Below are 12,230 nucleotides of genomic sequence, written 5' to 3'. Positions count from 1 at the left end.
GTAAGGTGCGTAAAACCGTTGCAGTATTATTTATATTGATATAAAACTGTTACTAAAATAAATTGATGATTAAATAACACACAAATTAGCTGTTAACTTTGTTGCTCATCTCTTGTTGATTACAATAGTGTTTGCCGTAGCGCGGCTAATGTGGAACAATCGTTAAAAATCGACTTACAAATGAGGCACTAAGGTGATTGATGCCGAAGGTTTTCGTGCCAATGTCGGAATTGTAATTTGCAATAATCAGGGACAAGTTTTTTGGGCTAGGCGTTATGGTCAACATTCTTGGCAGTTTCCGCAAGGAGGTGTCGACAATGGTGAAACGCCAGAGCAAACAATGTACCGTGAATTACACGAAGAAGTCGGCTTGCGTCCAGAAGATGTAGAGATAGTCGCAAGTTCAAAACATTGGTTACGTTATAAATTACCCAAACGATTAATCCGCCGCGACTCGAGTCCGGTGTGTATTGGGCAAAAACAAAAATGGTTTTTATTGAAACTTCGTTGTAAAGACGAAGATGTAGACTTACTAAAAACACACCATCCAGAGTTTGATGATTGGCGCTGGGTGAGTTATTGGTATCCTGTACGTCAGGTTGTATCATTTAAACGCGATGTATATCGGCGTGTCATGAAAGAGTTTGCACCGTTCGCAATGCCGTTTAATAAGCGTGAGCAGTCAAAAGATTCATGGCGACATAAAGGTAGATAAGGACAGCTATGCTAGCAACACTCAGAGCTATTGCAGAATCCGTATCGCAGCAGGCGAATTTGGACAGTGCTTTAGCGTGCTTTGTTAAAATGGTGAAAGAGGCCATGCAAACCGAGTGTTGCTCTATTTACTTTGCCGACTATAGCCAAGATGACTTTGTCTTGATGGCAACTCAAGGTTTAAACCCGGCGGCAGTTGGTAAATTTAGAATTGGCTTTACAGAAGGCCTAGTTGGTTTAGTAGCGCAACGTGAAGAGCCAATCAATATTGCATTTGCTAAATCTCACCCGCGATTTAAACTCTCCCCCGAAGTAAATGAAGAAGGCTATAACGCTTTTCTATCAGTGCCAGTAGTTCATCAAAAGAAAGTTTTAGGCGTTATTGTTGTACAACAAAAAATCGCCCGGGTATTTAGTCAAGACGAAGAGTCTTTTTTAATTACTCTCTCAGCTCAGTTGGCCTCACAACTGGCTCATGCTGAAATCAAAGAAGTTTTACGCCAAGATGAGTCGTCTCACCAAACTTCGGTCTTAAAAGGGGTTTCAAGCGCTCCGGGCATTGCAATCGGACACGCTTATGTGGTCATTCCTAAGCTTGATTTTAAGTCAATAGAGCTTAAAAAAGACGATAATACTGTGTTGCAACAGCGCTTATTTAGCCAAGCTGTTTCTGCTACGCGCAAAGAATTTAATACTCTATCAATGACCCTCAGTGATTCTATTCCTAAAGAAGCACTTGCTGTGTTTGATGTTTACCAGCAATTATTAGATGCAAAAAGTTTAGGGCAAAATGTAGAGGCGCAGCTACAACAAGGCTGGTGTGCGAAAAGTGCTTTAAAAATTGTCATTGAAAAACTAATAGCACAATTTAATGCCATGCAAGACCCGTACATTAAAGAGCGGGCTGTTGATGTTAAAGATATAGGCTTACGTGTACTGCACCACTTAGTAAATACTGAGCATGCAGCAAAGAGTTACCCGAAAGATACAATATTAATAGCCAATACTTTAACTCCTGCTATGTTGGCTGAGGTACCTAAAGGGCATTTAGCAGGTGTTGTCAGTGTAAATGGTGCAGCTAATAGTCACGCATCTATTTTAACGCGAGCCATGGGAATTCCGGCAATTTGGGGTATTGAAGATATACCTTTGTTACAGTTAGACGCTAAGTTGATGATTTTAGATGCCTATGCAGGGCGTTTATATATCTCTCCTTCGCAAATGCTGCAAGACGAATACCGCCAATTAAAATATCAAGAAACGCTACTCAACGATAAGTTCATTGCAGAAGAAGAGTGTGATGCAATTACCTTAGATGGCGAGCAAATTACCTTGCTGTTAAATGCAGGTTTAGATTTGAATACTGAAACAGCCAATACCAAAGTGTGCGATGGTGTTGGTTTGTATCGTACTGAAGCGTGGTTTATGCAAAAGGGTAAGTTCCCTTCACAAGCTGAGCAAGAAGATTGGTATCGTCAAGTACTTACAAGTTACCACCCTGAACCAGTTGTCATGCGTACATTAGATATTGGTGGCGATAAGGTGCTTGATTACTTTGATATAACTGAAGAAAACCCATTTTTAGGATGGCGAGGTATTCGTGTCACTCTTGATCACCCAGAGTTATTTTTAGATCAATTAAAAGCCATGGTTAAAGCTAATATTGGCTTAGGTAATTTAAAAATAATGCTCCCTATGATCAGTGGCACAGAAGAGGTTGATGAGTCTTTAGCATTGTTAGAGCAAGCTTATTTTGAGCTTGAAGAGCAATACCCTGAACAAGTCATAGATCGGCCTGAAGTGGGTGTGATGCTTGAAGTACCTTCAAGTGTATTTATGATGCCAGAATGGTCTAAAAAAGTTGATTTTTGTTCTGTGGGCAGTAACGATTTAACTCAGTATTTATTAGCAGTAGATCGCTCAAATGCCCGTGTTGCAGATTTATTTAACCCATATCATCCTGGCGTATTGCGAGTGTTACAAAAAGTAGCGCATGAGTGTGAACAATATGATTTATCTTTAAGCTTATGTGGCGAGCTTGGGGGCGACCCAGAAGGCGCTATACTATTGATTGCTATGGGTTATCGTCGTTTAAGTATGAATAACTCTTCATTGAGCAAGGTAAAATGGGTACTCAGGCGTTTAAAAGTCTCTGATATGGAAGCACTGTTAACTCAATGCTTAGCGCAATCAACTGCAAAGCAAGTACTGCGATTAACACGAAACTTTATGATTGAGCATGATCTTGGCGAATTATTTTATACACCAAACCATAGTTAGCCAGGGCTGCATTTTTAGCTGTGAACATACTTTATAATACATTAGTATATGCATATAACATTTTATTTATAAGAGTGTGCTATGCATGATTTAGTTATATTGATCGCAAGCTGTGCAGTACTAGGAAGCATTGTCGGCTTTTTAGCAGGGTTACTTGGTATTGGCGGTGGCTTGATCATAGTGCCTGTATTAAGTGTATTGCTAGTAAAATTTGAAGTCGCATCCGCAGAGCACGTACTGGTGATTGCTATTGCTACATCGCTAGCCTCTATATTATTTACTTCTACTTCTTCAGCACTTGCTCATCATAAAAATAATAATGTGCCTTGGGAAATTGCTCCATGGGTTATGGGCGGGGTCGGTTTAGGTGCGCTAATTAGTGGGTTTGCAGCCAGTTATATCCCAGAGCAATTGCTACGCGGTGTATTTGCAACGAGTGTTGTGTTTATTGCTACTCGTATGGTGCTTTCAACACGTAAAGTGGAACAAAGTAATCATGCAATGCCCAGTGGGCCTATTATCGGTGCGTTCAGCGCAATAATGGGTGGGTTGTCAGGTTTGATAGGCATAGGTGGAGGCGCGCTTATAGTACCACTGCTTAACCACTTTTCAGTGGATATTAAAAAAGCGATTGGCTGTGCTGCCGCATGCGGTATTGTTATCGCGTTATTCGGTTCGGTTGGTTATGTGTCGGCCGGCTGGCAAGTGACAGATTTAGCACATGGCTTTGCAGGGTTTGTTTATTTACCCGCGTTATTAGGTATAGTGATCACTTCGTGGTTTATGGCACCTATTGGCGCAAAAGCAACTCATTATTTACCCGTTGCGACGATTAAAAAAGCGTTCGCAGTATTATTGGTTATCATCGCACTTCAAATGGTGTTTAGTTAAGGTTTAATTTTTATGGCTCTTGAGTTTCCACAAATCGACCCGATTATTTTTACGGTTGGCCCATTGAGCGTACGCTGGTACGGCTTAATGTATTTAATTGGTTTTGCTTTTGCCATGTGGTGGGCAAATCGTCAGGCACAAAAGCCTAATTCAGGATGGACAAAAGAAGAAGTAAGCGACTTACTTTTTTACGGCATGCTCGGGGTTATATTAGGCGGCCGAATTGGTTATGTACTGTTTTATCAATTTAGCTACTTTTTAGAAAATCCATTGTATCTATTTAGAATCGATCAAGGCGGCATGTCATTTCATGGTGGCACGCTGGGTGTGATCACCGCTATTTGTGTATTTGCCTGGACACGTAAAAAGCAGCTGTTAGCGGTAGGCGACTTTGTTGCTCCATTGGTGCCAGTGGGTTTATTAGCAGGGCGAATTGGTAACTTTATTAATGGTGAGCTTTGGGGACGCACAACAGATGTGCCTTGGGCGATGGTATTTCCAACTGGAGGGCCGCTTGCACGCCACCCATCGCAGCTTTATGAAGCATTTTTTGAAGGCCTTGTTCTATTTATTATCCTTTACTTGTTTACTAAAAAGTCACGCCCGGCAGGCAGTGTAGGTGGACTATTCTTATTAGGGTATGGCGTGTTTCGCTTTGCCATTGAGTATTTCCGTGAACCTGATGCACATTTAGGTTTATTTGGCGGATTTATTTCTATGGGGCAAATTTTATCGTTACCGATGATCATTGGCGGCCTTGGTTTGATATTATGGGCTTATAACAAGCCACAACCAGTGACTGCAAAAAAGGCCTAAGAAGAAAACAATGAAACAATATCTAGAATTATGTCAGCGCATAGTTGATGAAGGCATTTGGGTTGAAAATAAACGTACCGGAACACGTTGCTTAACTGTTATTAACGCTGAGCTTGAATACGATGTAGCGAATAACAAGTTCCCAATGATCACCACACGTAAAAGCTATTATAAAGCTGCCATTGCAGAACTTTTAGGCTATTTACGAGGCTACAGTAGTGCAGAACAGTTTCGTGACATAGGCTGTATGACTTGGGATGCTAATGCCAATGAAAACCAAGCATGGCTTAATAATCCTAATCGTAAAGGTGAAGATGACATGGGCCGCGTTTATGGCGTTCAAGCGCGTGATTGGCAACGCCCAGATGGCACGCCTCTGGATCAGTTGAAAAAAGTAATTGATAACCTTAAAAACGGTGTTGATGACAGAGGCGAAATAGTCACCTTCTACAACCCCGGTGAGTTTGACTTAGGTTGCCTTCGCCCTTGTATGCACACGCATACATTCTCACTTTTGGGTGATACGCTTTATCTAACATCGTATCAACGTAGCTGTGATGTACCACTAGGTTTGAACTTTAATCAAATACAATGTTTTGTTTTGCTTGCTTTAGTAGCACAAATTACTGGGCATAAAGCAGGTAAGGCGTATCATAAAATTGTTAATGCGCATATTTATGAAAATCAGCTAGAATTAATGCGTGATGTGCAATTAAAGCGTGAGCCATTTGACTCACCGCAATTACATATCAATCCAAAAATAAAAACATTAGAAGACATAGAAACATGGGTAACCAGAGATGATTTTGAAGTGATTGGCTACCAATGCCATGATGCGATTAAATACCCATTTTCAGTATAATTAGGTAACTCTGATTGTGTTAAGCCAGTGGTCAAATTAGCCTGCTAAAATGACATTGGTTTTAACCAACCAGAATCATACCCACTTAAGGAGAGACGAATGAAAGCTGTTATCCCTGTTGCAGGCCTAGGAACCCGTATGTTGCCAGCAACAAAGGCTATACCAAAAGAAATGCTACCCGTTGTTGACCGACCGCTAATTCAATATGTAGTGAGCGAAGCAATTGCTGCTGGCGTTAAAGAAATTGTTTTGGTTACGCACTCAAGTAAAAACTCAATAGAAAACCATTTTGATACCAGCTTTGAGTTAGAAGCCACGCTTGAAAAACGAGTGAAGCGGCAATTGTTGGCCGAAGTTCAGGCTATTTGTCCTAAAGATGTAACTATAATTCATGTACGTCAAGGTGAAGCTAAAGGCTTAGGCCATGCAATTAATTGTGCGGCACCGATTATTGGTGATGAACCTTTTGTGGTGATATTACCCGACGTGATCATTGATGAGTATGATAGTAACCTAGAAAAAGATAACCTTGCTGAGATGATCACCCATTTTGAGCAAACCGGTGAAAGCCAAATAATGGTTGAGCCAGTGCCTATGCAAGATGTTGATAAATTTGGTGTGGTTGACTTAGGCGATGAAAAAATTACTCAAGGGCAAAGTGCTGCTATTTTAAATATGGTTGAAAAGCCTCCTGTAAATAAAGCTCCGTCAAACCTTGCTGTTGTGGGTCGCTATGTTTTAAGTAAAAATATTTGGCCATTACTTGCTAAAACCCCCGCAGGCGCAGGTGATGAAATTCAATTAACTGACGCTATCGCGATGCTAATGGAAAAAGAAGCTGTTGCTGCTTACGCTATTAAAGGGCGTAGCCATGATTGCGGTAGTAAATTGGGTTATTTAAAAGCGACAATTGAATACGCGCTTCGACGTGATGAATTTAAAGATGATTTAAGTAATTTTATTAAAGACTTAGTAAAATAAATATCATTTAAATAATGTATTAAAAAAGTGCCTTAATGGCACTTTTTTTGCTTAAAATAAACTATATTGTTCTCTAAAAGCTAATTGAAAATGCATATAAAACAGCGTGTTTTGCCAGCTCTAATCTTAGTAACAACCGCTTTAAGTGGCTGCGCTAATAACAATACTAACCAAGTTGACAATAAACCTTCGCTTATCTCTGATCAGCAAGTTAAAGAATATGTTGAACAATGGCAGCAGCAGCAAGATAGTATAAGCCGTTTGGCTGAAATGGAAGGCGACCTAAAGCTATTAATTATGGCGCTATCGTCAAACTCTCAATTAGCGCAAACCCCAGTAGAGCTTCGCTCAGAGAGCGTTGACGTGGTGCATCAAATAAATAATATGGCTGTACAACCTCAAGGCAATACAATCCCAAAAACGACTAATCAACCGTCTAATCTTTTAAACGACGCATTACCTGGCGCACAATTAGGGCTTTATTTAAAACCGCAACTGGTAAAATCGCAAATCGCTCGCCTTTATCGTGAATACCCTCAGGCATTTAGCCAATTAGGGTTTGTAATGACGGAGCGTAAAAATAAAGGCGTCACTTTGTATGGCCTACGGGTAGGCCCCTTCAAAGACTATACGCAAGCTAATGCTTTTTGCTTAATAGCACAAAAAATGGGGCAAAGATGTTTAAGCGCTCCTTTTGTTGGTCAGCCACTTTAAAATTTTAGTCATCTTATCTTATTTTTCAGTAATTAAGCTTAAAGTAATTGTTCTAAGTGTCGATAATAAATAAGATAGGGGCAACATAGGGTAATGTCCCATCTTTTATAAGGATTTAGTATGAAATTATCTTCTACTTTACTTGCAGTTGCTGTAGCTGTTAGTTCTTTTAGTGTTTATGCAGCAAGCGAGAGCTTTAGTGCAACGGTTAAAGTACAAAATACTGTAGTTCTAGAAAAAGGCAATGATTTAGATTTTGGTACTATTCGTGCTGTTGCGGACTCCACAGGTACTAATCAGGCAACCTTAACGATTAACCCAGAGCCAGATGCAACTATACCATCGTCAAGAATTGATAGTGAACCAGCCATTATTTCTATTATTGCACAAGGTTCCCCTGCTTCTTTTACTGTATCAGAAGTAGTACCTAATGCACGTTTGTCAATTACCGATCCAACAGCCAGTGAATTGAACTCTGATGGTCAAGGTTTAAATGAACCTAATTTCACTGTTGGTAGTTGGAAGTATTTTATTACGAGCGGACCAAACTCAGGTAATTATTATGATGGGTCGAGTATATATTTAACCGCTGATGGAGAGGGGAGTGTGGAGTTCAATATTGGTGCAACTCTTTCTACTGCGTCCACTCCTTCTTCAGAAGCGTACCGCGACACTGACTACACTGGTAACTTTCAACTTGAAGTTGCTTATTAATATAGATAGCTGACTGTATCATGCGCTTTTGCTCTTTATTGACCTTGTTTTTAGCTTTTGCTTCGCATTGGGCTAAAGCTGCCAGTATTGAGCAGCAAGCGCTGGATTTTGGCACTTTAGTTGTTTTAAACAGTGAACAGTTCGGCTCTGTAATTATAAAAGACGACGGTACTATAAATACCACTGGGGATATTTATGTCCTTAAAGATGGTCGTCCAGCCGAGCTTTTGTTAACGGGTATTCCTACGGGGACCCGAGTCACTATGAATTTAGTTGCACCAGCCATTTTACAGCATGACACTAAAGGTAGTACTAGCGCTGATTTTAAGGTGAGTTTAAATGGCTTTCCTAAATATGCAGTTGGTAATGAGTTTGGTGAAGCGAAGGTGTTTATTGGCGGCAAGCTTGAGATAAATACAAGCAGTAAACAATTTTTAGATGGTAATTACTCTTCAACGACAAACCTCGAAATCTCTGTGGACTATTAAGGATTTAAATGTTCAACAAGTTAACCCTAGTGCTGGTCTTCAGCTTTATATTATTAAGCCAGAACGCACTTGCTGATCTTCTCATTTCACCAACCCGCATAAGTTTTGATGAACGTCAGCGTACAGCTAAAGTGACGGTGATAAATACTAGTAAAGAATACAAAACATACCGTGTGATTTGGAGTGAAAAGCAATCTACAGCAACAGGTGGCTATATTACCTTGCCTGAACCTACTGATACCAGCTTAAGCTCTATGACACGTTTGTCACCAAAGCAAATGCGTTTAGCACCCGGTGAAAAACAAACGGTGAAGATTGCAATTAGAAAGCCCAAAGATCTTGCTGCTGGTGAGTACCGCTCACACTTATTATTTCAAGCTTTACCCAACGAAAATACGAAAAATAAAAGCTCGATAAAAATTAATATGATCATGAGTTATAGCATTCCAGTGGTAATGCGTGAAAATGCGGAGTTGCCAACGGTGGTTATTGAGCAGGCCAAAGTGATTAAAAAAACTGACACTCAACGTATGCAATTTAACTTAAAAATGAACCGTAGCACTAAATTTAGTAGTTATGGAAAGCTAAGTGCGTATTATAAAAGTGATGCTAATAGCCCTGAGGAAAAAGTTGCCGAAATTGGCAATTTAAGTATTTTTTCTGACGTAAAAAATGCAGATGTCACATTAAGCTTGTTTAGCGATAAAAATATTACTAAGCCTGGTAGCGTATCATTTAAATACACTGGTGCAGATGAGTATGCTGACGTCATATTTGCGCAGTACACCCTAGCTATTTCGGCTAGCATGCTAGATTAATAAGTGTGAATGAAAACTCATAATAGTGTTTTAAGATTAATACTAGGGCTAAGTTTAGCTTTTAGCATCAGTGTATCTAGTAAGTCTGAGCCTACAGTTAATGATGTGCTAGATACGCTGAAATCAATCCAAAATAAGCTTACAACGGCTAATATTGCGCTAATACCCTCGCCAAATTCTACTATTGATTCACAACAACGAATAGCTACAGGTGAGTTTTTACTCTTTTCATTGTATTTAAATGACTATTATTTGGGTGAAGCTTTTGCGCTCAAAAGTGAAAAAGGCGTCCAACTAGGATTATCTGGGCTTGCTGATATTCTACAGTTTGCAATAGATGTTGATATATCGACAGGCTCAGCGCAAGGTTGGTATCGTAATCAACAGTCATTTGAATTGGCAGATAATGCGTTGATTACGAAAAAAGGGGTTTTGCAACTAACTGACTCTGATATGAATATTGATGACGATATTTATATTGAGATTGATGTTTTAGAGCGCGCTTTTGGAATTGAATTTAATGTTGATTTTGCAGATCTTGAAGTCTATCTCAAAAGTGAAGAGTTACTCCCGCTGGAACTCCAACGTTTACGCAAAGACAGAAGTCTTAATAAAACAAACCGAAAATCACAACCAACATTACCTTGGAAGGCAAGTCCGTACCAAGCTATTTCTTCGCCAGTGGCTGATTTACAATTAAATTATAGTGCTGATAAAAACCAAAATAGGGCGAGTTACTCATTACTTGGCGCTCAAGATTTTGCTTACTTATCTACAGAGTATTTTCTATCCGGCCGCGAGAGCGATTTATTAACTGATTCACGAATAACCTTTTCTAAACAAAATGCACAAGGTAATTTACTTGGTGAGCTGGGCGTCACAGAGCTTGAATTTGGCGATGTGATCGCGACTCAAGTTGGAAGCCGTTATAATAGTCAATATGGACGGGGATTTAAATTCTCTAATCGCGAACTTAGTCAGCAATTTGATAGTAATCGTATTAATTTAAGTGGAGCTATTCAATTAGGTTGGGACGTTGAACTTTACCGTAATGGCGTATTGATTGCGCAGCAGCTTAGCCTATCTGATGGGCGATATGTTTTTGATGATGTGGATTTATATTACGGTGAAAATAATTTCGAGCTAATTTTTTATGGCCCACAAGGACAAGTTGAACGTAAAAACGAATACTACTTTATTGATAGTAACCAACTTGCAAAAGGTGAAGGTTTTTATGAGCTATCAGTATCAGAGCAAGGAAAAAAACTACTTGGCAGCTCTAACTTTAATAACAACACTGGTTGGCAAGTTGCGGGGCGATATGAGCAAGGTATTACTGATGATTTTTCTATATATACAGCTGCGCTTGGACAAAAACGAGAGACTGATGACTTACAGCATGTATCAATAGGAACTAATTTAAGTTTGTTCAGCAGACTTTTATTAAATTTAGATTACGAGCAAAACAATCAAAATGAGCAAGAGCTTGAATTTACAGCTAGAAGTCAAGTAGCTGAGCAATCACTGCTATTTAGTGCCATTAACCGAACCGACGAAACGAATACAAAATATGATAGTTACCAATTTGATATGGCTGGTGAGTTAATACAAAGTAGGTATGGTCGCTTAAATTATCAGAATAACTTTTTATATCAAGACTCTGATAGCCAAGGTACTTATAAGCAAGCACAAAACAGATTGAACTATGCTTATTCAGGTTTTTCTTTGAGTAACCAACTACAATGGCGAGAGCTCAATAATAATGAGTTAATCGATGGTACCTCCCGATTACAAGGCCGCTTAGGGCGTATTTATAGCCGTTTTGGAGTCGATTATACTTTATATCCTGTAAATGAAATAACCAGTTATGAGGCTGAATTTAATCGTAGTATTACAAGTCAATTACAAGCAGAGCTAACCTTGCGAGATTCACGTATTAATGATCTTAAATCTGCTGATTTGGGCTTAAGTTGGCAAAGTGATAAATTTAGTGTCACCAGTAACATTAATTACGATAGTCAGGATAACTGGCAACTTGGTGTTTATAGCCGTTTTAGCTTAGGCTTTGATACTCAAAATAATCACTATTTTGTTTCAAAGCAAAGCTTAACCACAACAGGCACTCTAATGCTCAGGGTATTTTTAGATCAAAATAACAATGGCACCATGGACGAAGGTGAGCAGGGCGTTGCTGGTGTTAAGGTTAAAGGTTTACAAAACTACCGCCAAGCAATTACCGATGAACAAGGTATTGCGTTACTTACTTCAATGCCGGCCAATCGCACTACAGATATCGTGCTAGATAAAGACAGCTTTCCAGATCCCTTTTTAGTACCAGCCCATGAAGGGTTTTCAATTACTCCACGCGCAGGGTTTATTGAATATATGGATTATCCAATTAATAATTCAAGTGAAGTGGAAGGTGTAGTGTATTTACATAAGGGAGAAGCAAATGAAGTTAAGCCCTATGCAAAAATTGCATTACTCGACATACAAGGTAACAAAGTGGCGCAAACACAGGCAGCATACGATGGTTACTACCTTTTCACTGATTTAAGACCTGGCGAATACCAAGCTGTTATTGAAGATAATTACAAAGATAATAAAGGCTTAAAAGAAACGCAGAATATAACTGTTAATTTATCCCCACAGGGCGACGTTGTGATGGGGGTTGATTTTGTTTTAACTGAAAAAGTAAAGGCGTCAGGCTACATTGCTAACGCGGGTAGCTTTTCTTCATTAGCGTTTTTGAAAGCGTATTTTCAGCTAATAAAACAGCATTTAAAGCCTGAATCATTAAATGAAGCGTTCTATTTGCAAGAGAATGAGCGTTATGTATTAGCTATTGGCTATGCCGTAGATGCTTCTACAAAACTTGAAAACACATGTAATAACCTAAAAAATAAAGGCTTAAATTGCACAGTTAAGGCCCAACAAATAACACATTAATAA

11 protein-coding genes are annotated in these 12,230 nt (G+C 39.3%); all 11 read left to right on the top strand.

All coding sequences use genetic code 11. From position 1 onward, the window contains the following. The first annotated feature begins 193 nt into the window (after positions 1 to 193). Entirely contained in the window at positions 194 to 715 is a 522-nt protein-coding gene (gene rppH / locus AAEU30_RS20270) for an RNA pyrophosphohydrolase (RefSeq protein WP_087533779.1), read from the top strand. Positions 716 to 723: 8 nt separating this feature from the next. Next, positions 724 to 2,994, top strand: a complete 2,271-nt coding sequence (gene ptsP / locus AAEU30_RS20265) for a phosphoenolpyruvate--protein phosphotransferase (protein ID WP_421962108.1) — start codon at positions 724 to 726, stop codon at positions 2,992 to 2,994. Positions 2,995 to 3,075: 81 nt separating this feature from the next. Next, a complete protein-coding gene (locus AAEU30_RS20260; protein WP_421962107.1) occupies positions 3,076 to 3,885 on the top strand; it encodes a sulfite exporter TauE/SafE family protein in 810 nt (269 codons plus the stop codon). Positions 3,886 to 3,897: 12 nt separating this feature from the next. Then, on the top strand, positions 3,898 to 4,701 hold the full coding sequence (gene lgt / locus AAEU30_RS20255) for a prolipoprotein diacylglyceryl transferase (RefSeq protein WP_421962106.1): 804 nt from the start codon (positions 3,898 to 3,900) through the stop codon (positions 4,699 to 4,701). Between the two features lie 10 nt (positions 4,702 to 4,711). Continuing rightward, entirely contained in the window at positions 4,712 to 5,563 is an 852-nt protein-coding gene (locus AAEU30_RS20250) for a thymidylate synthase (RefSeq protein WP_290209345.1), read from the top strand. Between the two features lie 99 nt (positions 5,564 to 5,662). Then, positions 5,663 to 6,544: a UTP--glucose-1-phosphate uridylyltransferase GalU gene (galU, locus tag AAEU30_RS20245; RefSeq protein ID WP_421962105.1), complete on the top strand. Its 882-nt coding sequence runs from the start codon at positions 5,663 to 5,665 to the stop codon at positions 6,542 to 6,544. Positions 6,545 to 6,634: 90 nt separating this feature from the next. Further along, positions 6,635 to 7,258 (top strand): SPOR domain-containing protein, encoded by a 624-nt coding sequence (locus tag AAEU30_RS20240; RefSeq protein ID WP_421962104.1) that lies wholly within the window; start codon positions 6,635 to 6,637, stop codon positions 7,256 to 7,258. A gap of 120 nt (positions 7,259 to 7,378) precedes the next feature. After that, on the top strand, positions 7,379 to 7,972 hold the full coding sequence (locus AAEU30_RS20235) for a DUF4402 domain-containing protein (protein ID WP_421962103.1): 594 nt from the start codon (positions 7,379 to 7,381) through the stop codon (positions 7,970 to 7,972). Between the two features lie 20 nt (positions 7,973 to 7,992). Further along, the gene (locus AAEU30_RS20230) at positions 7,993 to 8,460 is read left to right on the top strand and encodes a DUF4402 domain-containing protein (protein ID WP_421962102.1); all 468 of its coding nucleotides are present in this window, start codon (positions 7,993 to 7,995) and stop codon (positions 8,458 to 8,460) included. Positions 8,461 to 8,468: 8 nt separating this feature from the next. Then, positions 8,469 to 9,278 (top strand): fimbrial biogenesis chaperone, encoded by an 810-nt coding sequence (locus AAEU30_RS20225; protein ID WP_421962101.1) that lies wholly within the window; start codon positions 8,469 to 8,471, stop codon positions 9,276 to 9,278. Positions 9,279 to 9,287: 9 nt separating this feature from the next. Further along, on the top strand, positions 9,288 to 12,227 hold the full coding sequence (locus tag AAEU30_RS20220; RefSeq protein WP_421962100.1) for a hypothetical protein: 2,940 nt from the start codon (positions 9,288 to 9,290) through the stop codon (positions 12,225 to 12,227). The last annotated feature ends 3 nt before the right edge of the window (positions 12,228 to 12,230 follow it).

It is taken from the genome of Pseudoalteromonas mucoides, from assembly GCF_049257175.1.
Lineage (GTDB): Bacteria > Pseudomonadota > Gammaproteobacteria > Enterobacterales > Alteromonadaceae > Pseudoalteromonas.
Note: the sequence above shows the minus strand (reverse complement) of the source record. Positions and strands in the feature narration are given on the sequence as shown.

Excerpts from the sequence above, each read along its gene's own strand:
- ptsP (WP_421962108.1), top strand. The coding sequence starts at position 724 with ATGCTAGCAACACTCAGAGCTATTGCAGAATCCGTATCGCAGCAGGCG.
- AAEU30_RS20260 (WP_421962107.1), top strand. The coding sequence starts at position 3,076 with ATGCATGATTTAGTTATATTGATCGCAAGCTGTGCAGTACTAGGAAGC.
- lgt (WP_421962106.1), top strand. The coding sequence starts at position 3,898 with ATGGCTCTTGAGTTTCCACAAATCGACCCGATTATTTTTACGGTTGGC.
- AAEU30_RS20250 (WP_290209345.1), top strand. The coding sequence starts at position 4,712 with ATGAAACAATATCTAGAATTATGTCAGCGCATAGTTGATGAAGGCATT.
- galU (WP_421962105.1), top strand. The coding sequence starts at position 5,663 with ATGAAAGCTGTTATCCCTGTTGCAGGCCTAGGAACCCGTATGTTGCCA.
- AAEU30_RS20240 (WP_421962104.1), top strand. The coding sequence starts at position 6,635 with ATGCATATAAAACAGCGTGTTTTGCCAGCTCTAATCTTAGTAACAACC.
- AAEU30_RS20235 (WP_421962103.1), top strand. The coding sequence starts at position 7,379 with ATGAAATTATCTTCTACTTTACTTGCAGTTGCTGTAGCTGTTAGTTCT.
- AAEU30_RS20230 (WP_421962102.1), top strand. The coding sequence starts at position 7,993 with ATGCGCTTTTGCTCTTTATTGACCTTGTTTTTAGCTTTTGCTTCGCAT.
- AAEU30_RS20225 (WP_421962101.1), top strand. The coding sequence starts at position 8,469 with ATGTTCAACAAGTTAACCCTAGTGCTGGTCTTCAGCTTTATATTATTA.
- AAEU30_RS20220 (WP_421962100.1), top strand. The coding sequence starts at position 9,288 with ATGAAAACTCATAATAGTGTTTTAAGATTAATACTAGGGCTAAGTTTA.